The organism is Streptomyces sp. NPDC044063, from assembly GCF_056434285.1.
Map to the genome: position 1 here is coordinate 1 of NZ_JBWKFM010000034.1, position 25344 is coordinate 25344.

Below are 25344 nucleotides of genomic sequence, written 5' to 3' on the forward strand. Positions count from 1 at the left end.
TGCCCAGCGGCCACGGAATCGTCGGCAACGGCTGGTACTTCCGCGAGCTCGGCGACGTCCTGCTCTGGCGCCAGCACAACGCCCTGATCGGCGGGCCGGACGGCGGTCGTGCGGTCACGGGGGGTCCTTCCGGTCGTCGGGTTCCGGTCGTCAGGTGCCGGGCGGCGGCACGGCGGTCATACGGGGGTCCCGCCGGGACGGCCCTCCGCGAGCCGGCGGATCGCGGACAGCGGGACGGGCAGCCAGTCGGGGCGGTGGCGGGCCTCGTAGAGGACCTCGTAGACGGCCTTGTCCGTCTCGTGGGCGCGCAGCAGCCGGGGGTCCTCGCGCGGGTCGTCGTGGTGCGCCTCGGCGTAGCCCTCGCAGTAGGCGGTGCGGGCGGCCTCGGCCCAGCCCGGGCCGGGGGCGCGGCCCACCGCCGCCGCGTAGTCGAAGGAGCGCAGCATCCCGGCGATGTCCCGGGCGACCGGCTGCGGGCGGCGCCGCTCGGCCAGCGGGCGCGCGGGCTCGCCCTCGAAGTCGATGAGGGACCAGCGGCCGTCCTCGGGGGTGCGCAGCACCTGGCCGAGGTGGAGGTCGCCGTGGACGCGCTGGGCGTGCCAGGAGGGGCCGGCCGGACCGGGCGCGGTGAGGTCGTCGTAGGCGGCGCGGAGCGCGGCGCGGTAGGGGCGCAGCGCGGGGACGGCCTCGGCGGCGGCCTCCAGGCGCGCCGTCATGGCGGTGGCGAGCGCCGTGCGCCGGGGGGCGTCCAGCACGGTGGTGGGCAGTGCCTCGGCCAGCGCCAGGTGCACCTCGGCGGTGGCGTGGCCCAGGGCGCGCGCGGGGGCGGTGAAGTCGGCCCCCACGGCCAGGGCGCCGAGCGCCAGCTGCCAGCCGTCGGCGGAGCCCGCCAGATAGGGCTGGAGCACCCCGAGGGTCAGGGGTTCGCCGCCGGGGGAGAGCGGTTCGGCCTCGAACCAGGCGGCGGGGGCCGGGACCCGGGAGCAGCCGGCGTTCGCGAGTGCGCGGGGCAGTTCCAGGTCCGGGTTGACGCCCGGGCCGACCCGGCGGAAGAGCTTGAGGATGTACGTTTCGCCGTACACCGCCGAGGAGTTGGACTGTTCGGCGTCCAGCAGCCGGGGCGGGAGGTCCTTCGGAATGACCGCGTCCGGTTCGCGGGCGAAACGCAGCGGACCGAGCCGGCCCGGCATCCGCAGCCGCTCCAGGAGCAGGGCGGCCAGCCGGGGGTCGGTCAGGCCCTCGTAGACCGCGTGGCCGCGCAGCGGGCCGTCGGCGGGGCGGCCGACGAGCGCGGGTGCCAGGTGGGGCGGCAGCACGTCGCGGACGCCGAGCAGGAGTTGGTAGCAGTCCTCGCCGGCGCCCGGCTGCCGGGCGCGCAGCAGCAGGTGGATCAGGCCCGGGGCGCCGCCGGCCGGCCGGGGCAGCAGGTCGGTGGCGGAGACCAGGGCGAGGCCGGCGATGGGGCGGCCCTTCCCGGCGAACCACCGCTGCCGGGGCAGCCATTCCAGGAGCAGCGGTCCCAGGGAGTCGAGCAGCCCCGCGTCGGTGGGGGCGCGGCCCTGGTCGGTGGCGGGCGTGGCGGGGCCCGGCGGCGGCCCCGGGCGGGTGGCGGTGGCCTCCCGGTGCGGCGGTGCGGCGTCCGGCATGGCGTCGCGTCCTTTCCCCGGGGCACACGACGGATGGGGCACAGTGTCCCGGATTGCGGCTTCGGCCGGTGCGTGACGCGGGACGTGTCGGGCGAGGATCGTCCGTACGGTCAGCGCCTCGCGGCCCTGTCGGCGATGTCGTGCGGCGCCCGCGGCCGGGGCCGCGGACCGTGCGGTGCGTACGTACGTCGCCGCGTGCTGGTGCGGGCCGTGCGCCGGTACGAGGTGCCCCGGCGTGCCGGGCGCACGGCGTCCGGGCGGCGGCGGGCGGTCGCGGCGGGACGCCCGCCGCGCGCAGTAGTACGCGTGCCCAGGGCCGGGCGGCGGAAACCGCCGCCCGTGGTGCGCGGCCGGTGGAACGGCCGCGCACGGGGGCGCGCTCAGCGCGCGGTCGCCGCCGAGCCGTCACGGAGCCGGAACCAGTAGAAGCCGTGGCCGGCCAGCGTCAGCAGATACGGCAGCTCCCCGATGGCGGGGAAGCGCACCCCGCCGATCAGTTCCACCGGGTGGCGGCGGTTGAAGGCCCGCAGGTCCAGCTCGGTCGGCTGGGCGAACCGGGAGAAGTTGTTCACGCAGAGCACGAGGTCGTCGCCGTGCTCCCGCAGGAACGCCAGCACCGCCGGGTTGCTGGAGGTGAGCTCGGTGTACGAGCCCAGCCCGAACGCGGGGTTCTGCTTTCGGATCTCGATCATCCGGCGGGTCCAGTGCAGCAGCGAGGAGGGGCTGCTCATGGCCGCCTCCACATTGGTGACCTGGTAGCCGTAGACCGGGTCCATGATGGTCGGCAGATAGAGCCGGCCCGGGTCGCAGGAGGAGAAGCCGGCGTTGCGGTCGGGCGTCCACTGCATGGGGGTGCGCACCGCGTCGCGGTCGCCGAGCCAGATGTTGTCGCCCATGCCGATCTCGTCGCCGTAGTAGAGGATCGGCGAGCCGGGGAGCGACAGCAGCAGGGCGGTGAACAGCTCGATCTGGTTGCGGTCGTTGTCGAGCAGCGAGGCCAGCCGGCGGCGGATGCCGATGTTGGCGCGCATCCGCGGGTCCTTGGCGTACTCCGCCCACATGTAGTCGCGCTCTTCGTCCGTGACCATCTCGAGCGTGAGCTCGTCGTGGTTGCGGAGGAAGACGCCCCACTGGCAGCCGGAGGGGATGGCCGGGGTCTTGGCCAGGATCTCGGAGACCGGGTAGCGGGACTCCCGGCGCACGGCCATGAAGATGCGCGGCATGACGGGGAAGTGGAACGCCATATGGCATTCGTCCCCGCCCTTGGCGTAGTCGCCGAAGTAGTCGACCACGTCCTCCGGCCACTGGTTGGCCTCGGCCAGCAGCACCGTGTCCGGGTAGTGGGCGTCGATCTCGGCCCGCACCCGCTTGAGGAACTCGTGGCTGCGGGGGAGGTTCTCGCAGTTGGTGCCCTCTTCGGCGAAGAGGTACGGCACCGCGTCCAGCCGGAAGCCGTCGATGCCCAGGTCCAGCCAGAACCGCAGGGCGGCCAGGATCTCCTCCTGCACGGCCGGGTTCTCGTAGTTGAGGTCCGGCTGGTGGGAGAAGAAGCGGTGCCAGTAGTACTGCTTGCGCACCGGGTCGAACGTCCAGTTCGAGGTCTCCGTGTCGACGAAGATGATGCGCGCGTCCTGGTACTGCTTGTCGTCGTCGGCCCAGACGTAGTAGTCGCCGTACGGGCCGTCGGGGTCGGTGCGGGACTGCTGGAACCAGTCGTGCTGGTCGCTCGTATGGTTCATGACAAAGTCGATGATGACCCGCATACCACGCGCGTGCGCGGCGTCCACGAAGTCCACGAAGTCCGCGAGATCGCCGAACTCGGGCAGCACCGAGGTGTAGTCGGAGACGTCGTAGCCGCCGTCCCGCAGCGGGGACTGGAAGAACGGCGGCAGCCACAGGCAGTCGACGCCCAGCCACTGGAGATAGTCCAGTTTGGCCGTCAGGCCCTTGAGGTCGCCGATGCCGTCTCCGTCGCTGTCCTGGAAGGACCGTACGAGCACCTCGTAGAAGACGGCCCGCTTGAACCAGTCGGGATCCAGGTCCTTCGCCGGTGTGTCCTCGAAGGTGTCCTGGACGGGCTCATTGACGATCATGGTGTGGGTGACCCTCCGATCTGTGAGGACGGTCGCAGCGAGAACACGTGCGCGGGCGCGATCGAACGGCCCGGCTCCAGGCGCACATAGTTGTCCCTGCCCCAGTGATAGGTCTCTCCGGTGAGCTCGTCGCGCACCGGGAAGGACTCGTGCCAGTCGAGGCCGAGCTCCGGCATGTCCAACGAGACCGTCGCCTCCTGGGTGTGGTGGGGGTCGAGGTTGACGACCGTGAGCACGCAGGAGGGGCCGGACCGCTTGGAGTAGGCGATGACGGCGTCGTTGTCGGCGTCATGGAAACGCAGGTTGCGCAGCCGCCGCAGGGCGGGCTGACGACGCCTCAGCCGGTTGAGGACCGTGATCAGGGGGGCCAGACTGCTGCCTTCGCGTTCCGCCGACTCCCAGTCCCGCGGACGCAGTTGGTACTTCTCCGAATCGAGGTACTCCTCGCTGCCCGGGCGCTCCGGGACCCGCTCGCACAGCTCGTAGCCGGCGTAGACGCCCCAGGACGGGGAGAGCGTCGCGGCGAGCACGGCGCGCGCCTCGAAGGCGGGCCGCCCGCCGTGCTGGAGATGGGCGTGGAGGATGTCGGGGGTGTTGACGAAGAGGTTCGGGCGCATACAGGCGGCGGTGTCCCGCGAGAGCTCCGTGAGGTACTCCGTCAGCTCGTGCTTGGTGTTGCGCCAGGTGAAGTAGGTGTACGACTGCTGGAAGCCGATCGCCCCGAGCGTGCGCATCATGGCCGGCCGGGTGAAGGCCTCCGCCAGGAAGACCACATCCGGATCGGTCCGGCCGATCTCGGCGATGACCCGCTCCCAGAAGACCACGGGCTTGGTGTGGGGGTTGTCCACCCGGAAGATCCGCACACCGCGCTCCATCCAGAAGCGCAGCACCCGCAGCGTCTCGGCCAGCAGCCCGTCGAAGTCCGCGTCGAAGACCAGGGGATAGATGTCCTGGTACTTCTTCGGCGGGTTCTCGGCGTGGGCGATGGTGCCGTCGGCGCGGTGCCGGAACCACTCGGGGTGCTTGTCCACCCAGGGGTGGTCGGGGGAGCACTGGAGCGCGAAGTCCAGCGCCACCTCCAGCCGCAGCTCCCGCGCCCGCGTCACGAAGTGGTCGAAGTCGTCGAAGGTGCCCAGGTCCGGGTGGAGCGCGTCGTGCCCGCCCTCGGGCGAGCCGATGGCCCAGGGGCTGCCGACGTCGCCGGGACCGGCGGTGAGGGCGTTGTTGGGACCCTTGCGATAGGAGGTGCCGATGGGATGGACGGGCGGGAGATAGACGACGTCGAAGCCCATGGCGGCCACGGCCGGCAGCCGGTTCGCGGCCGTACGGAACGTCCCGCTGACCGGCCGCCGGCCCTCGCGCACCACGGCCCCCTCCGAGCGCGGGAAGAACTCGTACCACGCGCCGAACAGCGCCCGCTCGCGCTCCACCAGCACCGGCACCGGGCGGGAGGAGGTCACCAGCTCCCGCAGCGGGTACGCGGCCAGGGCCGCCGTCACCCCCTCTTCCAGCGCCGCGTCCAGCCGGGCCGCCGGCGGGCGCTCGGCGTCCCGCAGCGCGTCGACGGCGGCCAGCACCGCCTCCCGGCCGTCGCTCTTGGGCACCCCGCCCGCGGCCCGCTCCAGCAGCCGGGCGCCCTCCTCCAGCACCAGTTCGGTGTCGAGGCCCGCCGGGATCTTGATCAGGGCGTGCTCCCGCCAGGTGCGCACCGGATCGCCCCACGCCTCCACCGCGTACGTCCAGCGGCCCTCGGAGTCCGGGGTGACCTCCGCGCCCCAGCGGTCGGTGCCCGGTGCCAGCTCGCGCATCGGGGTCCACGGCCCGCAGCGGCCCGCCGGCCCGCGCAGCACCACGTTCGCGCCGACCGCCTCGTGGCCCTCGCGGAAGACCGTGGCCGTGACCTCGAAGGTCTCGCCCACCACGGCCTTGACGGGCCTTCGGCCGCAGTCGACGAGCGGGCCGAGGTCCAGGACGGGGATGCGACCGATCATGGGATCACCTGGAGATGCGACGGGAGTCCGGGCAGGTCAGGGCGTGCGTCCCGGCCGCGGCCGGGGAGGTGTTCCGTTCTTTCTATCCGCTCCGTCACGGGTCGCAAGGGTGCGGGCATGACTGCTCCTGTCCGCTTCACTCGGGTGGGCGGTGGGGCCGTGGAACAAACACTGCTGCCGTGCTGGGGGAGGGGAGGAAACACCCGCGCCCTGAGCAAGGCGTCGGATGGGCGTCTCTGTATACCGGGTGAGCTTTCCCACCGGGCCCGCCCGGGCATGCCCGGACCGTATGAACTACTCGTGCGTAGTTCCCGTGGCACCACGTGCGGAGGCCGGTCGTTCCTCCGTCACCCGTAGGGAGTCTCCCCGCTGGGCCGATCGCATGCAATGCGACGCACCACGGGAAACGCGACCCGGGCGGGGAACGCGCCACCTGACATCACCTTCGAAGGCCGCGACGCCCTGTGGCCTTGGAGTGTGCTGTTGTACGCGGGGCGTAAATTCGCCTCGTACGTTTGGCGGAGCCGTTTCGGTGACGACGGGGGCGGGCGCTCCGCACGCCGCCGCACCCCCCGGGGCGTCCGCCGTCGTGCGGCGGAAGAGGGCACTTGGCCGCGTGGGGCGGCACCGGCCCGCCCCCCGCCGCTACCGTCGTGACCGTGAAGGCCATTCGTCGATTCAGCGTGCGTCCCGTCCTTCCGGAACCCCTACGACCGCTCAGCGAACTGGCGCGCAACCTGCGCTGGTCCTGGCACCCCGAGACCCGCGAGCTGTTCCAGTCCGTCGACCCCGAGGGGTGGCGGGCCGCCGCGGGCGACCCGCTGCGGCTGCTCGGCTCGGTCCCCGCCGACCGGCTGGCCGTCCTGGCCGAGGACCGCCGCTTCCGGCGGCGGCTCGCGGCCGCCGCCGACGACCTGCACGACTACCTCACCGGCCGCCGCTGGTACCAGGAACAGCCCGCCGGACTGCCCGCGGCCGTCGCCTACTTCTCGCCCGAGTTCGGCATCACCGCCGCCCTCCCGCAGTACAGCGGCGGCCTCGGCATCCTCGCCGGCGACCACCTGAAATCCGCCAGCGACCTCGGCGTCCCGCTCATCGGCGTCGGGCTGCTCTACCGCCACGGCTATTTCCGGCAGTCCCTCTCCCGCGAGGGCTGGCAGCAGGAGCACTACCCCCTGCTCGACCCCAACGAGCTCCCGCTGTCCATGCTCCGCGAGACCGACGGCACCCCCACCCGCGTCACCCTCGCCCTCCCCGGCGGCCGCCGGCTGCTCGCCCACGTCTGGCAGGCCCGGGTCGGCCGGGTCCCGCTGCTGCTCCTGGACTCCGACGTGGAGGAGAACGGCCCCGGCGAGCGCGACGTCACCGACCGGCTCTACGGCGGCGGCAGCGAGCACCGGCTGCTCCAGGAGATGCTGCTGGGCATCGGCGGGGTGCGCGCCGTCCGGGCCTACTGCCGGCTGAGCGGCCACCCCGAGCCCGAGGTCTTCCACACCAACGAGGGCCACGCCGGCTTCCTGGGCCTGGAACGCATCCGCGAACTGGTCGAACAGGGCGCCGACTTCGACGCCGCACTGGAGAGCGTGCGCGCCGGCGCGCTCTTCACCACCCACACCCCCGTCCCCGCCGGCATCGACCGCTTCGAGGCCGGCCTGGTCGCCCGGCACTTCGGCGAGGGCGGCGAGCTGCCCGGCATCGACCCCGGGCGCGTCCTGGAGCTCGGCCGGGAGGACTACCCCGGCGGCCAGGAGGGCCTCTTCAACATGGCCGTCATGGGGCTGCGGCTGGCCCAGCGGGCCAACGGCGTCTCCACCCTCCACGGCGGGGTCAGCCGCGCGATGTTCGCCGGGCTGTGGCCCGGATTCGACGCCGACGAGGTGCCCATCACCTCCGTCACCAACGGCGTCCACGCCCCCACCTGGGTCGCCCCCGAGGTCTTCCGGCTCGGCGCCCGCCGGATCGGGCTCTCCCGGGCCGAGGACGCGCTGGCCGTCGGCGGCTCCGAGCGCTGGGACTCCGTGGCCGAGATCTCCGACGCCGACATCTGGGAGCTCCGCCGCACCCTGCGCGAGCAGCTGGTCGACGAGGTCCGCCACCGGCTGCGCGCCTCCTGGCGGGAGCGCGGCGCCGGCAGCGCGGAACTGGGCTGGATCGACGGAGTCCTGGACCCCGACGTCCTCACCATCGGTTTCGCCCGGCGCGTGCCCTCGTACAAGCGCCTGACCCTGATGCTGCGCGACCGTGAGCGGCTCACCGAGCTCCTCCTCCACCCCGAGCGCCCGGTGCAGATCGTCGTCGCCGGCAAGGCCCACCCGGCCGACGACAGCGGCAAGCGGCTCGTCCAGGAGCTCGTCCGCTTCGCCGACGACGCCGGGGTGCGGCACCGCCTGGTCTTCCTGCCCGACTACGGCATGGCCATGGCCCAGCGGCTCTACCCCGGCTGCGACGTCTGGCTCAACAATCCCCTGCGCCCCCTGGAGGCCTGCGGCACCTCGGGCATGAAGGCCGCGCTCAACGGCTGCCTCAACCTCTCGGTCCTGGACGGCTGGTGGGACGAGTGGTACGAGCCGGACTTCGGCTGGGCCATCCCCACCGCCGACGGGGCGGCCGTGGACGACGACCGCCGTGACGACCTGGAGGCGGCCGCGCTCTACGACCTGCTGGCGCAGCGGGTCGCGCCGCGCTTCTACGACCGGGGCGCGGACGGGCTGCCCGGACGCTGGATCGAGATGGTCCGGCGGACCCTGGCCACCCTCGGCCCCAAGGTCCTCGCCGGGCGCATGGTGCGCGAGTACGTCGAGCGGCTCTACGGTCCGGCCGCCGAGGCCCACCGGGCGCTGGAGCCGCACGCGGCGGCAGGGCTGGCCGCGTGGAAGGCCCGGGTGCGCGCCGCGTGGCCGGCGGTGGCGGTCGACCATGTGGAGGCGGTCTCGGAGGGCCCGCTCAACGGCCACGCCGAGCTCGGCGCCACGGTCTCGCTGCGGGTGAGCGTGACCCTGGGGGAGCTGGACCCCTCCGACGTGGAGGTGCAGGCGGTCGCGGGCCGGGTGGACCGCTCCGACCGGCTGACCGACACGGTCGCCTTCCCGCTCAAGGCCACCGGGGCCCCGGGCCTGGACGGCCGCCGGCTCTACGAGGGCCCGCTGACCCTCGACCGTACCGGGCCCTTCGGCTACACCGTACGCATCCTCCCGGCCCACCGGCTGCTGGCCCACGGGGCGGAGCTGGGCCTGGTGGCGGTGCCGTCCGGGACGACGGGCGAGGCGGCGGGGGTGTTGATGCGGTAGCCGAAAGAAGAGGCGCCGTCCGGGGGAGTCGCGCTCACCCCGGACGGCACCTGGTCCTCAGGAGGCCGGAAACTAGAAGCTGAGCTTCCAGCTGTTGATCGTGCCGTCGTCACCGGAGTAGACGTCCCGCACCTGGAGCTTCCAGGTGCCCGTGGCCGAGACGGCCGACGCGTCCACGGTGTAGGTCTCCTTGACGTCCGCGGCGGAGTCCCAGGCGTCGGAGTCCTTCAGGTTCCACGTCTTGCCGTCGGGGGCGACCAGGTCGATCGCCAGGTCACCGCGGTAGGTGTGGGTGATGTCGACGTCCACCTTCAGGGCGGAGGAACCGTTGCCGCTGCGGGTCACGACGATCGGAGAGGTGACCGCGGAGCCGGCGTCGGGGATCGCGACCGGGGTGGTGTTCTCGAAGACGCTGCCGCCGCCGGTGGTGTTCACGGTCCACTTGAAGGACGCGGTGCCGGTTTTGCCGCCCGAGTCCTTCACCGTCACGGTCACGTTGCTGGTGCCGGTGGCGGTCGGGCTGCCGGAGATCAGGCCGGTCGAGGAGTTGATCGACAGGCCGGCGGGCAGGCCGGTGGCCGAGTAGGTCAGGGAGCCCGTGGTGGAGCTGGACGCCTTGATCTGGAGCGAGACGGCGGTGTTGACGATCGAGGTCTGGTCGCCGGGGCTGGTGACCGAGACGCCGGTGGAGACCCGGCTGCCGACGCTGATGGCGGCCCAGGCGTTGGCGACGTTGTTGTAGGTCTCGCTGCCGGTGCCGAAGAGCTCGCCGGCGGCCCAGAGCGTGGCGTCGCGGGCGCCCGCGTAGTTGGTGTTGGACTGCATGCGCTGGGTCAGCGCCTTGAACCAGATCTTCGCGGCGTTGTCGCGGCCGATGCCGGTCACGGGCTGGCCGTCGGCGGTCGGGGAGTCGTACTTCACGCCGTTGATCGTCTTGGCGCCGCTGCCCTCGGAGGCCAGGTAGAACCAGTGGTTGGCCGGGCCGGAGGAGTAGTGGACGTCGATGCCGCCGAGGCCGGAGTACCAGGCGTCCTTGGAGCGGCCGTCCTTGCTGGGCTTGTCCATGTAGCGCAGCGGGGTGCCGTTGCCGTTGATGTCGATCTTCTCGCCGACCAGGTAGTCGCCGACGTCCGTGGGGTTGTTCGCCCAGAACTCGACGGCGGCGGCGAAGATGTCGGAGGTGGCCTCGTTCAGGCCGCCGGACTCTCCGCTGTAGGTGAGGTTGGCGGTGGCCGAGGTGACGCCGTGGGTCATCTCGTGCGCGGCCACGTCGATCGAGGTGAGCGGCTTGGCGTTGCCGGAGCCGTCGCCGTAGGTCATGCAGAAGCACTGGTCGGACCAGAAGGCGTTCACATAGCTGTTGCCGTAGTGGACCCGGCTGTACGCGCCCTTGCCGTCGCCCTTGATGCCGCTGCGGCCGTGCACGTTCTTGTAGTAGTCCCACGTCAGCTGGGCGCCGTAGTGGGCGTCGACGCCGGCCGTCGCGGGGTCGCTGGTGGTGCCGTTGCCCCAGACGTCGTCGGAGTCGGTGAAGAGGGTGCCGGTGCCGGACGTCCCCTTGTTGAGGTTGTACGTCTTGTGACCGCCGCGCGAGTTGTCGGTCATCGTGTACGACGGGGCGGTGCCGATGGTGACCTGGCCGCTGTACTGGCTGTTGCCGGTGCCCTGCTTGACGCCCTGGAACTCGAAGAGCTTCTTGCCGGTCGTCGCGTCCGTGATGACGTGCAGCTCGTTGGGCGTGCCGTCGTGCTGGAGGCCGCCGACGACGGTCTCGTACGCGAGGACGGGCGTGCCGTTCGCGGCCCAGACGACCTTGCGCGGCGCCCGCTCGGCCTTGTCGGCCTTGGAGCCCTGGGCGCGGGCGGACTTGACGGCGTCCTTCTCGGCGGTGGCGGCGGCGAAGGACGGCGCGGTCGTGGAGACGGCCATCCGCGCCTTGCTGGCCTTGGCCACGGTCTTCACCGTGCCGCCCTTGGTGGCGTCGACCACGAGGTCGCCGCCGAGCACGGGCAGGCCGTCGTACGTGCGCTCGTAGCGGGTGTGGACGGTCCCGTTGACGTCGCGGGTCACGTCGCGGACGACGAGCTGCTCCTTGGCGCCGAGGCCGAGGGTCTTCGCCGTCTCCGCCTTGGTGGCGTTGGCCTCGCGGATGAGCTCGGCGCGCTGCGAGGGGGTGAGCTTGGCGGGCGTCGCGCCCGGGTCGGCCTTGGCTATGAGCTGGCGGCCGGCGGTCCTGTCCGCCGCGTCGCGGGCGCCGGCCGTACCGGCCTGGGTTCCGACGGCGAGCATCGCGGTCACGGCCACGAGCGCGCCGGTGGCGACGGCACGTTTTGGGGGGGTGGGTCTCACACTGACTCCTTCTGCGGTGGCCACGACATCGGTGGGTGTGGCCGGTGGGCGGCCGGACGGCGCGGCGCGCCGTCCGGGCAGAGCACGGCAGAACACATGGAGAAAGGGGGGAAGGTGCTGGGGCTGCCGCGGGAAGGGTGGGGAATGTGGGGGTGCGCCGCGCCAGTCGAGGTGAAGAGTGCCACTGCTGCCCGGTGGGTGTCAGGGGCGCGTCAACAAGTTGGCCGGAATATGTCCGTTGGCCAAAGATCGATGTCCGTATAACGGGCGCTCAGACGAGGCTGTCCCGCCAGGCCCGGTGCAGGTCAGCGAAGCGGCCGCCCCCCGCGGCGAGCGCGGCCGGCGCGCCGTCCTCCACGATGCGGCCGTCGGCCATCACCAGCACCCGGTCCGCGATCTCCACGGTCGACAGCCGGTGCGCCACGATCACCGCCGTACGCCCCCGCAGCACCGTGCGCATCGCGCGCTGCACCGCCCGCTCGCCGGGGATGTCCAGCGACGACGTCGCCTCGTCCAGGATCAGCACGGCCGGGTCGGCCAGCAGGGCGCGGGCGAACGACACGAGCTGGCGCTGGCCCGCCGAGAGGCGGCCGCCGCGCTTGCGGACGTCCGTGTCGTAGCCGTCCGGCAGGGCGGTGATGAAGGCGTGTGCCCCGATGGCCCGCGCCGCCGCCTCGACGTCCGCGCGGCTCGCGTCGGGGCGGCCGAGGGCGATGTTCTCGGCGACCGTGCCGGAGAAGAGGAAGGCCTCCTGCGTCACCATCACCACCTCGCGCCGGAGCCGGTCGAGGGACAGCTCGCGCAGCGGTACGCCGTCCAGCAGGACGCGGCCCGCGGTCGGGTCGTGGAACCGGGCCAGCAGCTTGACGAGCGTCGACTTGCCCGCGCCCGTGGCACCGACCACGGCCACCGTCCGCCCGGCCCGCAGCGTCAGGTCCAGGCGCGGCAGCACCTCGGTGCCCGGGCGGTAGCCGAAGCGCACGCCCTCCAGGACCATCTCGCGGCCGGGCCCGTCCGGGCGCCGGGCGGGCGGCGCGGCGGGCACCGCCGGCTCCGGCACCGAGGGCCGCCGGGCCAGCAGCCCGGCGATCTTCTCCAGGGACGCGGCCGCCGACTGGTAGGAGTTGAGGAACATCCCCAGCCGGTCGATCGGGTCGTACAGCCGCCGCAGGTAGAGCACCGAGGCGGCGAGCACGCCCAGCGCCAGGCCGCCGCCGGCCACCCGGTACGCGCCCCACACCACGATCGCGGCCACGGCGGTGTTGGCCACCAGCCGGGACGTGACCACATAGCGGGCCATGGCCAGCGCGGTGTCGGCGTTGGTCCGCAGGTGGTCGGCGTTGAGCCGCTCGAAGCGCGCCTCGTTGACCGCCTCGCGGCGGAAGGCCTGTACGGGCCGGATGCCGTTCATGGTCTCGGTGAACTGCACGATGACCGCGGCGATCGCGGCCGAGCGCCGGCGGTGCACCACGATCGACCGCCGCCGGTAGCCGCGCACCAGCAGCCCCAGCGGGACGAGGGAGAGCAGCGCGGCGCCACCGGTGGCCGGGTCGAGGTACAGCAGCGTCGCGGTGACGTACAACATCGACAGGGCGACGCCGATCAGCTCCTGGAGGCCGTCGTTCAGCAGCTCGCGGATCGACTCCACGTCGGTGGTGGCCCGCGCGATCAGCCGGCCGGAGGTGTAGCGCTCGTGGAAGTCGACGCCGAGCCGCTGGCCGTGCCGGAAGATCCGGCCGCGCAGGTCCAGCAGCGCGTCCTGGCCGATACGCGCCGCCAGCCGGACGGAGGCGTACTGGAGCAGCCCGGCGGCCAGGGCGCACAGCGGATAGCCGGCCCCGGCGACGGCCACCGGCCCGTAGTCGTGCTGCCGTGCGGCGGGCACCCCCCGGTCGATGGCGTACGCGACCAGCAGCGGGCCCGCCTGGACGACGGCCTGCTGGAGCAGCAGCACCGCCACCGCCAGACGGACCCGGCCCCGGGCCGGGGCCAGCAGCGAGCGCAGCAGGGCGAACGAGGCGCCCCGGGGCACCGCGAGGGCGTCGCGGTCGAGCGGGTCGAGCGGGTCGGGGGGTCCGGGAGGGGCCGTCATGGGCGGTGCTCCGGGCCCGACATGAGCGCGGCGTACTCCCGGTTGCCCCTGAGGAGTTCGCGGTGGGTGCCCACCGCGGCGATCCGGCCCCCGGAGAGCAGCGCGACGCGGTCCGCGAGCAGCACCGTGGACGGCCGGTGGGCCACGACGAGGGCGGTGGTGGTGGCGAGCACCTCCCGCAGGGCCGCCTCGACCAGGGCCTCGGTGTGGACGTCGAGGGCCGACAGCGGGTCGTCGAGGATCAGGAAGCGCGGCCGGCCGATCACCGCGCGGGCCAGCGCGAGCCGCTGCCGCTGGCCGCCGGACAGGCTCAGGCCCAGCTCGCCGACCTGGGTGCGGTGGCCGTCGGGGAGGGCGTGCACGAAGCCGGCCCGGGCGACGTCCAGGGCCCGCAGCAGCTCGGCCTCGCCGGCGCCGGCCGCGCCCATCAGGACGTTCTCGCCGGCGCTGGCGGAGAAGAGGGTGGGTTCCTCGAAGGCCACGGACACCAGCTCGCGCAGCCGGGCCCGGGGCAGCTCGGTGATCTCCCGGCCGTCCAGGGTGATCCGGCCGGCGGTGACCTCGTGGAGCCGGGGGACGAGGGCGGTGAGCGTGGTCTTGCCGCTGCCCGTGGCGCCGACCAGGGCCATGGTCTCGCCGGGCCGGACGTGGAGGTCGACGCCGCGCAGGACGGGCGGGGCGGACGGCGGCGCGTCGGGGTAGCGGAACTCCACGCCCGTCAGCCGCAGTCCCCGGTCCGCCGGCCGTGCCCGGAGGGGAGCACGGGCCGGGTCACGGGCCGGCAGCGGGTCGGGCGGGGCGCCGGGGGCGTCCAGCACCTCGAAGAAGCGGTCGGCGGCGGTGGCCGCGTCATTGGTGATGGCGAGCAGGAAGCCGATGGACTCCACCGGCCAGCGCAGCGCCAGGGCCGTCGACAGGAACGCCACCAGCGTGCCCGCCGACAGCGCGCCGTCGGACACCCGCACCATGCCGAGCACCAGCGCGGCCCCGATCGCCAGCTCGGGCAGCACGGTGATCAGGCCCCAGAGGGTCCCCAGCAGCCGCGCCTTGCCCAGCTCGGCCTCCCGCAGCAGGGCGGAGTGGAGGGCGAAGGCGCGCTCCTGGCCGGGGTGCCGGCCGAAGCCCTTGACGACCCGGATGCCCAGGACGCTCTCCTCCAGGACCGTCGTCAGGTCCCCGACCCGGTCCTGGGCGGCGCGCGCGGCGCCGAAGTAGCGCTTCTCGAAGAGGGAGCACAGCACGATGAGCGGCACCACGGGCGCCAGCAGCACCAGCCCCAGCGGCCGGTCCTGCCACAGCAGGACGGCGAACCCCACCACGATCGTCACTCCGTTGACCAGCAGGAAGGTCAGCGGGAAGGAGAGGAACACCCGGATCAGCATCAGATCGGCCGTGGCGCGCGAGAGCAGCTGGCCCGACGGCCAGCGGTCGTGGAAGGCGACCGGCAGCCGCTGGAGCCGGTGGTGGAGCGCGGACCGCATCGCCGCCTCCACACCGGCCAGCGGCCGGGCCACGACGACCCGCCGCACCCCGAACAGCCCGGCCTCCACCGCCCCCAGCAGCGCCACCGCCAGCCCGCCCAGCCACACCCCCCGCGGGTCGCGGGCGGCCACCGGCCCGTCGACGATGCCCTTCAGGACCAGCGGGACGACCAGACCGGCGCAGGACGCCAGCACCGAGGCGAGCGCGGCCAGCAGCAGCCGGCCGCGCACCGGGCGTACGTACGGCCACAGGCGCGCCAGCGAGCGCACGGTGGACCGGCGCCCGCCGGGCGGCGGCCCTTCGCGGTTTCCCGTCATCAACAGGGGAGAGTACGACCGTCCGGCGGCGTCGTTCACGCCCTTTCCGGCCGTCACGGGACGGGCGGCGGCCCGGGCTCCCCGGCGTCGTGCACCACCCGCCACAGCAGCACCGAGCGGGCCCGGACGGAGATCCGGCCGCCGGCGTCCCGGCGCAGGCCGGGGGCTGTGCGCTGGTCCTCCAGGGCGGTGTTCACCAGGAGCTCGTAGGAGTCCGCCCAGGGCGGTCCCGGCAAGGTGAAGCGCAGGGGGCGCGGACCGGCGTGCAGCACGACGAGGAAGCTGTCACCGGTCACCGGCGCGCCCCGGTCGTCGCGCTGCGGGATGTCCCGGCCCGAGAGGTACATGCCGAGGGTCGCGGCGGGCGCGTACCAGTCGGCCTCGGTCATCTCCGTGCCGCTCGCGGTGAACCAGGCGAGGTCGCGCAGCCCGTCCGCGCCCCGCGGCCGGCCGGAGAAGAACGAGCGGCTGCGCAGCACCGGGTGGGCCCGGCGCAGCGCGAGCAGCCGGACGCACAGGTCGCGCACCGCACGCCAGCCCGGGTCGGCCGTCAGGGACCAGTCGACCCAGCCGGTCTCGTTGTCCTGGCAGTAGGCGTTGTTGTTGCCGCCCTGGGTGCGGCCCATCTCGTCGCCCGCCACCAGCATGGGCACGCCCGTGGACAGCAGGAGCGTCGTCAGCAGGTTGCGGATCTGCCGGCGGCGCAGGGCCAGCACCCTCGGGTCGGCGGTCGCGCCCTCGGCGCCGCAGTTCCAGGAGCGGTTGTCGGCGGTGCCGTCGCGGTTGCCCTCGCCGTTGGCCTCGTTGTGCTTGCGCTCATAGCTGACCAGGTCGCGCAGGGTGAATCCGTCGTGCGCGGTGACGAAGTTGACGGAGGCCCAGGGGCGCCGGCCGCCCCAGGCGTAGAGGTCGCTGGAGCCGGAGAGCCGGTAGCCCAGGTCCCGTACGTCGGGCAGGGCGCCCCGCCAGAAGTCGCGCACGGCGTCGCGGTAGCGGTCGTTCCACTCGGTCCACAGGGGTGGGAAGGCGCCCACCTGATAGCCGCCGGAGCCGACGTCCCAGGGCTCGGCGATCAGCTTGACCCGGCGCAGCACGGGGTCCTGGGCGATGACGGCGAGGAAGGGGGACAGCATGTCCACGTCGTGCATGGAGCGGGCCAGCGCCGCCGCCAGGTCGAAGCGGAAGCCGTCCACTCCCATCTCCGTCACCCAGTAGCGGAGCGAGTCGGTGATCAGGCGCAGGACGTTGGGCTGCACCACGTGGAGGGTGTTGCCGCAGCCGGTGTAGTCGGCGTAGCGGCGGGGGTCGGCCTGCAGCCGGTAGTAGCGGCGGTTGTCGACACCGCGCAGCGACAGCGTCGGGCCCAGCTCGCCGCTCTCCGCGGTGTGGTTGTAGACGACGTCGAGGACGACCTCGATGCCGGCGGCGTGGAGGGCGCGCACCATCCGCTTGAACTCGCCCACCTGCTGGCCGAGCGAGCCGGAGGCGGAGTAGCCGGAGTGCGGGGCGAAGTAGCCGATGGAGTTGTAGCCCCAGTGGTTCCGCAGACCCCTCCTCAGGAGGTGGTCCTCGTGGGCGAACTGATGCACCGGCAGCAGTTCGACGGCGGTCACGCCCAGGCGGACCAGGTGCTCCACGGCGGCCGGGTGGGCCAGTCCGGCGTACGTGCCGCGCAGGCGTTCGGGAACGCCGGGGTGACGCATGGTGAAGCCGCGCACGTGCAGTTCGTAGATGACCGTGTCGGGCCAGGGCGTCGCGGGCCGGTGGTCGTCGGACCAGTCGTCGTCGTCCGCGACGACCACGCCCTTGGGGACGTACGGCGCCGAGTCCCGCTCGTCGCGCACGGTGTCGGCGACGTGCTGCTGGGGCCAGTCGCGCACATGTCCGTAGAGCTCGGCGGGGAGCGGGCCGCGGCCGCCGCGGCCGGTGAACTCGCCGTCGACCGCGCGGGCGTACGGGTCCAGGAGCAGCTTCGCCGGGTTCCAGCGGGCGCCCGTCCAGGGGTCCCAGCGGCCGTGGACGCGGTAGCCGTAGCGCCGGCCGGGCAGCACGCCGGGCACGAAGCCGTGCCAGATCCCGTGGATCGGCTCCGCCAGCGCGTGACGCGTCTCGCCACCCCCGTCGGCGTCGTCGAACAGGCACAGCTCCACGGCCTCCGCGCCGCCGGCCCACAGCGCGAAGTTCGTCCCCGGGACGCCGTCGGCGCCCACGGTGAAGCGGGCCCCGAGCGGTTCAGGGACGCCCGGCCGCACGCCGGTGAACTCGTGGTCGTCACGGGGCTCCTGCTGGGCAGCGCTCGACACCTGCTCGCCTCCGGCGGCCTCCGGGCCGGCGCGCCGGACACCCGGCGTCCCGGGGCCGGGTGTCCGGCGTTTTCGTCCTTCTCCCCGTTCTTCCCAGATCCGCGCATGCGCTCACACGTGTGATCGGGCGCAGCATGCGAGTGCAGCGACGTTTCCCGCGGGCGGGCCGATCGTTGGGCCGGGTGTGACAGTTGCCCTCTCGCGTGCCCTCTCGCGTGCGGCACGGGGACTCGCCCTGCTGGCGACCCTGACCACGCTCGCCGGGTGCACCGTCGTCGCGCCGAAGACCCAGCTGATGGACGACGCGCGGCCGGCGAGCGAGCTGATCCGCATCACGCCCCGGGACCGCGCGGGGAACGTCCCGGCCACGGGGCGGTTCGAGGTGCGGACGCCGGAGGGGACGCTGGAACGGGTGACGGTCGCGGAGTTCCGTGACGGCGCTCGGCACCCGGTCCCGGGCCGGATCTCCGGGGACCGGCACAGCTGGCGGCCGGCGCCGGGCGGGCTCGGGCTCGCCGCCCGCTACACCGTGGACGTCGTCGCCCGGGACGCGGCGGGACGGCGTGCCGTCCGGCACAGCACGTTCACCACCTTTGTCCCGCAGCATCGTTTCATCGGATTCTTCACCCCCGAGCCCCTGACGACCGTGGGCACCGGAATGATCGTTTCTTTTGTGTTCAGCCGGCCCATCGCGGACCGGGCCGCCGTCGAGCGCGCCATCCGCGTCACCGCCCGGCCGGCCACCGAGGTCTCCGGCCACTGGTTCGGGGACTCGCGCCTGGACTTCCGGCCCCGCGCCTACTGGCGGCCGGGCACCGACGTCACCCTCGACCTCCGGTTGCGCGATGTGCGCGGGGCGCAGGGCGTGTACGGCAGCCAGTGGAAGACCGTGGGCTTCCATGTGGGCCGCAGTCAGGTCAGCACCGTCGACGCGGCGGCCCACACCATGACGGTGGTGCGCGACGGCCGGCGGGTGGCGACGGTGCCTGTGACGGCGGGCGGGGCGGGCAACGACACGTACAACGGCCGGATGGTGATCACCGAGAAGGCGCCCATGACCCGGATGAACGGGGACACGGTCGGCTTCGGCGGCGAGTACGACATCTCGGACGTCCCGCACGCGATGCGGCTCACCGCCTCCGGGACCTTCCTCCACGGCAACTACTGGGCCGACCCCGCCGCCTTCGGCACGCTGAACACCAGCCACGGCTGCATCGGGCTCCCCGACGTCCAGGGCGGGGGCGCGGCGACGCCCGCCGGCCGGTTCTACGACAGCTCGCTGATCGGCGACGTCGTGGAGGTCGTCCGCTCCCGGGAGCGCGTGGTCGCGCCGGACAACGGCCTCGGTGGCTGGAACATGCCGTGGGCCCTGTGGCGGGCCGGATCGGCGCTGGACTGAGCCCCGGTTTGACCTGGCCGGAAACAGCCGCTTCACTTCGGTCACCGCCCTCACCACAGGCGCACGGTTCGCATCACCGCCTCCCATTGGGACCGAACGGTGACATCCACCCGATCGGCGTTGTCGGTGACGTGTGGTTATCTATCGACAAAGCGCGGGATGCCGCGCCGGGGGCGCCGCGTGGCCGCGGGCCGTGCGAGGGGAGAAGAACCGTTGTGAAGGTGCAGCCGATATCGAGGAGCCGGGGCCGCCGCGCAGGGCTGTCCGCCCTGCTGCTCGGAACGGTGCTGACGCTGGTCAGTGCCTGTGACGGCGGCGGTTCGGACGACAAGGGCGGCGAGAAGGTCGCCAAGGGTCCCTCGGAAGCCGTGGTCAACATCGGACCCGCGGACGGTGCCAAGGACGTCGCCACCAGCGGCGCTCTCAAGGTGACGGCGGACAAGGGCAAGCTGACGTCGGTGAAGGTGGCCGACGGCAAGGGCAACACGATCGACGGGAAGATAACCGGCGGTGGCGCGGCCTGGGAGCCGTCCAGCCACCTCGCGGCCTCCACGAAGTACACCGTGGACGCGATCGCCAAGGACGGGAAGGGGCGTCCGTCCGCGAAGCACGCGGCGTTCACCACCCTCACCCCGCAGAACACGTTCGTCGGCTACTTCACGCCGGAGGACGGCAGCACCGTCGGTGTGGGCATGCCCGTATCGATCAATTTCAGCCGGGGCATCACCGACCCGAAGGCCGTCGAGCGGGCCATCAAGGTGACCGCCGAGCCGTCGGTTCCGGTCAAGGCGCACTGGTTCGGCAACGACCGCGTCGACTTCCGCCCGGAGAACTACTGGGCCGCCGGCACCAAGGTGACGGTCAACCTGAACCTCGACGGCGTCCAGGGCCGTGAGGGCGTGTACGGCTCGCAGAACAAGACCCTGAAGTTCACGATCGGCCGCAGCCAGGTCAGCACGGTGGACGCGAAGACCCACCAGATGACCGTCGTGCGGGACGGGAAGGTCCTCAAGACCGTCCCGATATCCGCCGGCGCCCCGGCCAACCCCACGTACAACGGCCAGATGGTCATCAGTGAGAAGCACGAGGTGACGCGCATGAACGGCGCCACCGTGGGCTTCACCAAGGGTGACGGCAAGGGCGAGTACGACATCCCGGACGTGCCGCACGCGATGCGCCTGTCCACCTCCGGCACCTTCCTCCACGGCAACTACTGGTCCGGCTCCTCGACCTTCGGCTCGGAGAACGCCAGCCACGGCTGCGTGGGCCTGGAGGACGAGCGCGGTGGCGGCGACCCGAACACCACGGCCGCCTGGTTCTACAACAACTCCCTCATCGGCGACGTCGTCATCGTGAAGAACTCCGATGACAAAACGATTAAGCCGGACAACGGCCTCAACGGCTGGAACCTCCCCTGGTCCGAGTGGGGCAAGAGCACTCCGCAGGAGAGCTGACCCCTCGTTCGAACCCTCGCGGCCCGGTGCCTCGCGTCTGTGACGCAGTGCACCGGGCCGCGGTGCGTTAACCGGCACTAACCTGGTGTCATGACTGTGCATCTAGAGGTCTCCGAGGGTGTCGGTACCGTCAGGCTGGACCGCCCCCCGATGAACGCGCTGGACATCGCCACCCAGGACCGGATCCGTGAGCTCGCCGACGAACTGACGCGCCGCGAGGACGTCCGCGCGGTGGTCCTCTGGGGCGGGGAGAAGGTGTTCGCGGCCGGCGCGGACATCAAGGAGATGCAGCACATGGACCACGCGTCCATGGTCGCCCGGTCGCGGGGCCTGCAGGACTCCTTCACCGCCGTGGCCCGCATCCCCAAGCCCGTGGTGGCGGCCGTCACCGGCTACGCCCTGGGCGGCGGCTGCGAGCTGGCGCTGTGCGCCGACTTCCGTATCGCCGCCGAGAACGCCAAGCTGGGCCAGCCCGAGATCCTGCTGGGCCTCATCCCGGGCGCCGGCGGCACCCAGCGGCTCTCCCGGCTCATCGGCCCCTCCAAGGCCAAGGACCTCATCTTCACCGGCCGTCAGGTCAAGGCCGAGGAGGCACTCGCCCTCGGCCTGGTGGACCGCGTCGTCCCGGCGGCGGACGTCTACGCCGAGGCCCACGCCTGGGCCGCCCGGCTCGCCGCCGGCCCGGCCATCGCCCTCCGCGCGGCCAAGGAGGCCGTCGACGCGGGTCTGGAGACGGACATCGACACCGGACTCGCCATCGAGCGCAACTGGTTCGCGGGGCTGTTCGCCACCGAGGACCGGGAGATCGGTATGCGTAGTTTCGTCGAGGATGGTCCCGGCAAGGCCAAGTTCGTCTGAAGCGCCGCCGGTTGAGGTGACATGCCCGGAGGCGTGGATTCCGGCGCATGCCTCGTGTGGGGGAATTCCGCGACGGGCGACCCGTCCCGTACGCGGCCTTCCTCCGCCCGCCCGGCGATCTTTTCCACGCTGTCGGTCGCCGCAGGTCAGTCCGGCTTTTCCAAAGGGACTGCGGCCACTGGCATATGTCGCCGGGCACCGCCGGAACCACGTCCTCCGGTGAACCGAATCCCTTCGTTCCACTCCCACCGGCCGGGATCGCGGCCATGATGGGGGCATGGCGGGCCTGGAGGGAACCGAACAGCCGCCGCAGCGGGTCGGTACGGCACCCGTGCGGTGGGCTCCGGCGGTGGACGACGACATCGCGCTCAAGGCGCTGGAGACGTTCGGCGACCCCACGCTCGGCGAGGTCCGGCTGCCCTCCCGCCCCGAGTCCGCCGTCGCCGCCCGGCGGATGACCCAGTCGGTCGTCCTCCACCACTGGGGGCTGTCGGAGCGGCTCACCGAGCACGCGGTGCTGCTGGTCTCCGAGCTCGTGGGCAACGCCGTCCGGCACACCGGCGCCCGGCACTTCGGGCTGCGGATGCTGCGCCGGCGCGGCTGGCTGCGCATAGAGGTGCGCGACCCCTCGCGGGGGCTGCCGTGCCTGCTGCCGGTGCGCGAGATGGACATCAGCGGGCGTGGCCTGTTCCTGGTGGACAAGCTCTCCGACCGCTGGGGGGTGGACCTGCTGGCCCGCGGCAAGACCACCTGGTTCGAGATGCGCGTGGCCGACCGCTGACGCCCGTACCGGGCCCCGGATACGAAGAGACCCCCATCGGCCGTCATGCGGCGGAGCGGGGGTCTCTTCGGGGGGCCGCGGAGAAATGGGGTGTGTTCCGCGGCGACAAGAACGACCTGGCTCGGGTCAATGAGGGTCGTTGGCTCGACTATGACACGCGGTGCGTTCAAGAACCAAAAGCGAAGGGCATCAATCCAAGGTGACCTGCGCCACCAGCCTTGAAATCAATGTATAAACCAGCGGTATTGCTTATGTTTATGTACCGCGCGTGTTGCAGGGAAGGCGCCCATGGAACCCTCCGGTTACCCGCCCACCCACTGGATCCCGGCGCACGGCGCCAACTACACCGTCGCCGACCGCCCCCGCTCCCATCCGGTCGCCCTCGTGGTCGTGCACGTGACCGAGGAGACCTTCCCCGACACCCGGCGGATCTTCCAGAACCCCCGGTCCAAGGTGTCGGCCCACTACCTGGTGGCCTCCGCCGACGGCTACGTCGGGCAGTTCGTCAGGGAGAAGGACATCGCCTGGCACGCGGGCAACTGGGACTACAACACCCGCAGCATCGGCATCGAGCACGAGGGCTGGACCGACCGCCCCGAGTACTTCACCGACGCCCTCTACCGGGCCTCCGCGCGGCTGACCGCGGCCGTCTGCGCCCGCCACGGCATCCCCGTCTCCCGGGAGACGATCATCGGCCACAGCGAGGTGCCCGGGGCCACCCACACCGACCCCGGTCCGTACTGGGACTGGGACCGTTATCTGGACCTCGTGACCGGCGGCTAATCTGTGCCGGTCCCACCAGAACGCAAGGGGAGGCCCTCATGGCTGACATCGAGGCAGCACGCACCGCTTTCAACCGGTTCGACGTCGACGGCGACGGGTTCATCACCGCCGCCGAGTACAAGAGCGTCATGGCCCAGCTCGGCGACTTCCACGTCACCGAGACCGTGGCGCAGGCGATCATCAACAAGAAGGACGGCAACGGCGACGGCGTGCTGTCCTTCGAGGAGTTCTGGGCCTCCCTGAACGACTGATCCCGGCGCCGGAGCCCTGGGGGATCTCTTCCAGGGCCCCGGGTCAGCGCCAGTTGCGACGCTGCGCGCCGGCCCGGCGCCGGCGGTCGTTGCACAGCAGACAGCGGCCCCAGCCCTGCGGCAGGGGATCCCGCACGTCCCCGTGGAGCGGGTCCACCGGCCCCCTCGGGTGCTCCGAGCAGCCCGTGGCGCCCATTCCGGCCCCCAGCGCACCCGCGGCCGTCAGGGCCCTGCGCAGGGCCTCCACGAGCTGCTCCGCCTCATGGCGGGCGGGCGCGGCGTCGTCGAGGGAGAACGCGATGTCGGAGGCGGTGGTGAGCGCGCTCCGGAGCTCGCGCAGGTCTGCGTGGTTCATGCCCCCGAGCCTACGGGCCCCCTCTGACAGCGGTACGGTCCCGGCATGTCCGAGCCCCAGTACCTCGCGGTGGTGACCACCACCGACAGCCGTGAGCACGCCGTCCGCCTCGCCGGCACCGCCGTCGGCAAGCGCCTGGCGGCCTGCGCCCAGATCGACGGGCCCGTCACCAGCGTCTACCGCTGGGAGGGGGCCGTGGAGACCGCCGAGGAGTGGCGGGTCGTCTACAAGACCGCCGCGGACCGCTACACGGCCCTCGAAGCCCACATCCTCGACGAGCACACCTACGACGTGCCCGAGATCATCGCCACCCCCGTCACCGCCGGCAGCGAGGCCTACCTGGGCTGGCTGCGCGAGCAGACCCGCGGATAGCGCGGAGCGCCGGGCGGACCGGATGTCTTCTCCGGTCCGCCCGGCGCTCACGGGCTCGGGCGTGTCAGCGGGTGCGGGTCAGGTCAGCACTCGATGACGTTGACGGCCAGGCCGCCGCGCGCCGTCTCCTTGTACTTGACCTTCATGTCGGCGCCCGTCTCCTTCATGGTCTTGATGACCTTGTCGAGGGAGACGTGGTGCCGGCCGTCGCCGCGCAGGGCCATGCGGGCGGCGGTGACGGCCTTGGCGGCCGCCATGCCGTTCCGCTCGATGCACGGGATCTGCACCAGGCCGCCGACCGGGTCGCAGGTCAGGCCGAGGTTGTGCTCCATGCCGATCTCGGCCGCGTTCTCGACCTGCTCCGGGGTGCCGCCGAGGACCTCGGCGAGACCGCCGGAGGCCATCGAGCAGGCGGAGCCGACCTCGCCCTGGCAGCCGACCTCGGCGCCGGAGATGGAGGCGTTCTCCTTGAAGAGCATGCCGATGGCGCCCGCCGCCAGCAGGAAGCGCACGATGCCGTCCTCGTCCGCGCCGGGGACGAAGTTCATGTAGTAGTGCAGCACGGCCGGGATGATGCCCGCGGCGCCGTTGGTGGGGGCGGTGACGACCCGGCCGCCGGCCGCGTTCTCCTCGTTGACCGCCATGGCGTAGACCGTGATCCACTCCATCGCGCGGGCCTGGGCGTCGCCCTCGGCGCGCAGCTGGCGGGCGGTGCTGGCGGCGCGGCGGCGGACCTTGAGGCCGCCGGGCAGGATACCCTCGCGGGCCATGCCGCGGGTGACACAGGCCTGCATGACGCGCCAGATCTCCAGCAGACCGGCGCGGATCTCCTCCTCCGTGCGCCAGGCCTTCTCGTTCTCCATCATCATCGCGGAGATCGACAGGCCGGACTCGCGGGACATGCGCAGCAGCTCGTCGCCGGTGCGGAAGGGGTACTTCAGGACCGTGTCGTCCAGGACGATCCGGTCCGCGCCCACCGCGTCCTCGTCGACGACGAAGCCGCCGCCGACCGAGTAGTAGGTCTTCTCCAGCAGCGGGGCGCCCGTCTCGTCGTAGGCGAAGAGGGTCATGCCGTTGGCGTGGTACGGCAGGGCGCGGCGGCGGTGGAGGATCAGCTGGGTCGACTCGTCGAAGTCGATCTCGTGGTCCGACCCGATCTCGGCGCCGAGGAGGCGCAGCCGCTTGGTGGTGCGGATGCGCTCGACCTCGTCGTCGGCGATCTCGACGTCGACGGTACGGGGGGAGTGGCCCTCCAGGCCCAGCAGCACGGCCTTGGGGGTGCCGTGGCCGTGGCCGGTGGCGCCGAGGGAGCCGTAGAGCTCCGCGCGCACGGACGTGGTCTGCGCGAGCAGCCCGTCCTTCTTGAGGCGTCCCACGAACATGCGGGCGGCGCGCATGGGGCCGACCGTGTGGGAGCTGGACGGGCCTATGCCGATCGAGAAGAGATCGAAGACGGAGATGGCCACGGTGGCAGCTCCTTCGGGTCGGTGGTACAGGGTGGTACAAGAGGTGGTACAGGTGGTGCGGGACG

At 72.6% G+C, this 25344-nt stretch carries 17 protein-coding genes; 8 read left to right on the forward strand and 9 right to left on the reverse strand.

Annotated elements, in window-relative coordinates; translation table 11 throughout:
• Nucleotides 1-176: 176 nt before the first annotated feature.
• The 3 genes from AC07BS_RS30020 to AC07BS_RS30030 all read right to left on the reverse strand — a co-directional run bounded on the left by AC07BS_RS30020 (nt 177) and on the right by AC07BS_RS30030 (nt 5730).
• A complete protein-coding gene (locus tag AC07BS_RS30020; protein WP_478935084.1) occupies nt 177-1646 on the reverse strand; it encodes a maltokinase N-terminal cap-like domain-containing protein in 1470 nt (489 codons plus the stop codon).
• A gap of 380 nt (nt 1647-2026) precedes the next feature.
• Nucleotides 2027-3739, reverse strand: coding sequence for a maltose alpha-D-glucosyltransferase (treS, locus tag AC07BS_RS30025; RefSeq protein ID WP_478935085.1), 1713 nt, complete (start codon nt 3737-3739; stop codon nt 2027-2029).
• A complete protein-coding gene (locus AC07BS_RS30030; RefSeq protein ID WP_478642316.1) occupies nt 3736-5730 on the reverse strand; it encodes an alpha-1,4-glucan--maltose-1-phosphate maltosyltransferase in 1995 nt (664 codons plus the stop codon). Before AC07BS_RS30030 ends, treS begins: the two co-directional genes overlap by 4 nt.
• A gap of 659 nt (nt 5731-6389) precedes the next feature.
• Between AC07BS_RS30030 and glgP the strand changes: the two genes are divergently transcribed.
• Nucleotides 6390-9017, forward strand: a complete 2628-nt coding sequence (gene glgP, locus AC07BS_RS30035) for an alpha-glucan family phosphorylase (RefSeq protein ID WP_478642313.1) — start codon at nt 6390-6392, stop codon at nt 9015-9017.
• Between the two features lie 72 nt (nt 9018-9089).
• On the opposite strand, the gene AC07BS_RS30040 is transcribed toward glgP, so the two are convergent.
• The 4 genes from AC07BS_RS30040 to glgX all read right to left on the reverse strand — a co-directional run bounded on the left by AC07BS_RS30040 (nt 9090) and on the right by glgX (nt 17560).
• Nucleotides 9090-11366, reverse strand: a complete 2277-nt coding sequence (locus AC07BS_RS30040; RefSeq protein ID WP_478935086.1) for a M4 family metallopeptidase — start codon at nt 11364-11366, stop codon at nt 9090-9092.
• Nucleotides 11367-11637: 271 nt separating this feature from the next.
• Complete coding sequence (locus AC07BS_RS30045; RefSeq protein ID WP_478935087.1) at nt 11638-13458, reverse strand: ABC transporter ATP-binding protein; 1821 nt, start codon at nt 13456-13458, stop codon at nt 11638-11640.
• Entirely contained in the window at nt 13455-15257 is a 1803-nt protein-coding gene (locus tag AC07BS_RS30050; protein ID WP_478935088.1) for an ABC transporter ATP-binding protein, read from the reverse strand. The genes AC07BS_RS30045 and AC07BS_RS30050 overlap by 4 nt, the downstream gene beginning before the upstream one ends.
• Nucleotides 15258-15310: 53 nt before the next feature.
• Nucleotides 15311-17560, reverse strand: a complete 2250-nt coding sequence (gene glgX / locus AC07BS_RS30055) for a glycogen debranching protein GlgX (protein WP_478935089.1) — start codon at nt 17558-17560, stop codon at nt 15311-15313.
• A 184-nt stretch (nt 17561-17744) separates the two neighbouring features.
• On the opposite strand from glgX, the gene AC07BS_RS30060 reads away from it, so the two are divergent.
• From AC07BS_RS30060 to AC07BS_RS30085, 6 genes are all read left to right on the forward strand, one after another.
• Nucleotides 17745-18959 (forward strand): L,D-transpeptidase, encoded by a 1215-nt coding sequence (locus tag AC07BS_RS30060; RefSeq protein ID WP_478642303.1) that lies wholly within the window; start codon nt 17745-17747, stop codon nt 18957-18959.
• Nucleotides 18960-19174: 215 nt separating this feature from the next.
• On the forward strand, nt 19175-20413 hold the full coding sequence (locus tag AC07BS_RS30065) for a L,D-transpeptidase (protein WP_478642301.1): 1239 nt from the start codon (nt 19175-19177) through the stop codon (nt 20411-20413).
• Between the two features lie 90 nt (nt 20414-20503).
• Entirely contained in the window at nt 20504-21271 is a 768-nt protein-coding gene (locus AC07BS_RS30070; RefSeq protein WP_478642299.1) for an enoyl-CoA hydratase/isomerase family protein, read from the forward strand.
• Between the two features lie 277 nt (nt 21272-21548).
• A complete protein-coding gene (locus AC07BS_RS30075) occupies nt 21549-22052 on the forward strand; it encodes an ATP-binding protein (protein ID WP_478642298.1) in 504 nt (167 codons plus the stop codon).
• A gap of 231 nt (nt 22053-22283) precedes the next feature.
• Entirely contained in the window at nt 22284-22835 is a 552-nt protein-coding gene (locus AC07BS_RS30080; RefSeq protein WP_478643183.1) for an N-acetylmuramoyl-L-alanine amidase, read from the forward strand.
• 38 nt (nt 22836-22873) lie between these two features.
• The gene (locus AC07BS_RS30085) at nt 22874-23086 is read left to right on the forward strand and encodes an EF-hand domain-containing protein (RefSeq protein ID WP_478642295.1); all 213 of its coding nucleotides are present in this window, start codon (nt 22874-22876) and stop codon (nt 23084-23086) included.
• Between the two features lie 43 nt (nt 23087-23129).
• Here the strand turns inward: AC07BS_RS30085 and AC07BS_RS30090 are convergent, their stop codons facing one another.
• Nucleotides 23130-23441, reverse strand: a complete 312-nt coding sequence (locus AC07BS_RS30090; RefSeq protein WP_478642292.1) for a hypothetical protein — start codon at nt 23439-23441, stop codon at nt 23130-23132.
• Nucleotides 23442-23486: 45 nt separating this feature from the next.
• Between AC07BS_RS30090 and cutA the strand changes: the two genes are divergently transcribed.
• Nucleotides 23487-23813, forward strand: a complete 327-nt coding sequence (gene cutA / locus AC07BS_RS30095) for a divalent-cation tolerance protein CutA (RefSeq protein WP_478642290.1) — start codon at nt 23487-23489, stop codon at nt 23811-23813.
• Nucleotides 23814-23896: 83 nt separating this feature from the next.
• Here cutA and AC07BS_RS30100 read toward each other — a convergent pair whose 3' ends face one another.
• Complete coding sequence (locus AC07BS_RS30100) at nt 23897-25279, reverse strand: L-serine ammonia-lyase (protein ID WP_478642288.1); 1383 nt, start codon at nt 25277-25279, stop codon at nt 23897-23899.
• Nucleotides 25280-25344: the final 65 nt, after the last annotated feature.

Coding starts and splice junctions, on each gene's coding strand:
- AC07BS_RS30020 (WP_478935084.1), bottom strand. CDS start 1,646: ATGCCGGACGCCGCACCGCCGCACCGGGAGGCCACCGCCACCCGCCCG.
- treS (WP_478935085.1), bottom strand. CDS start 3,739: ATGATCGTCAATGAGCCCGTCCAGGACACCTTCGAGGACACACCGGCG.
- AC07BS_RS30030 (WP_478642316.1), bottom strand. CDS start 5,730: ATGATCGGTCGCATCCCCGTCCTGGACCTCGGCCCGCTCGTCGACTGC.
- AC07BS_RS30045 (WP_478935087.1), bottom strand. CDS start 13,458: ATGACGGCCCCTCCCGGACCCCCCGACCCGCTCGACCCGCTCGACCGC.
- AC07BS_RS30050 (WP_478935088.1), bottom strand. CDS start 15,257: ATGACGGGAAACCGCGAAGGGCCGCCGCCCGGCGGGCGCCGGTCCACC.
- AC07BS_RS30070 (WP_478642299.1), top strand. CDS start 20,504: ATGACTGTGCATCTAGAGGTCTCCGAGGGTGTCGGTACCGTCAGGCTG.
- AC07BS_RS30075 (WP_478642298.1), top strand. CDS start 21,549: ATGGCGGGCCTGGAGGGAACCGAACAGCCGCCGCAGCGGGTCGGTACG.
- AC07BS_RS30085 (WP_478642295.1), top strand. CDS start 22,874: ATGGCTGACATCGAGGCAGCACGCACCGCTTTCAACCGGTTCGACGTC.
- AC07BS_RS30090 (WP_478642292.1), bottom strand. CDS start 23,441: ATGAACCACGCAGACCTGCGCGAGCTCCGGAGCGCGCTCACCACCGCC.
- cutA (WP_478642290.1), top strand. CDS start 23,487: ATGTCCGAGCCCCAGTACCTCGCGGTGGTGACCACCACCGACAGCCGT.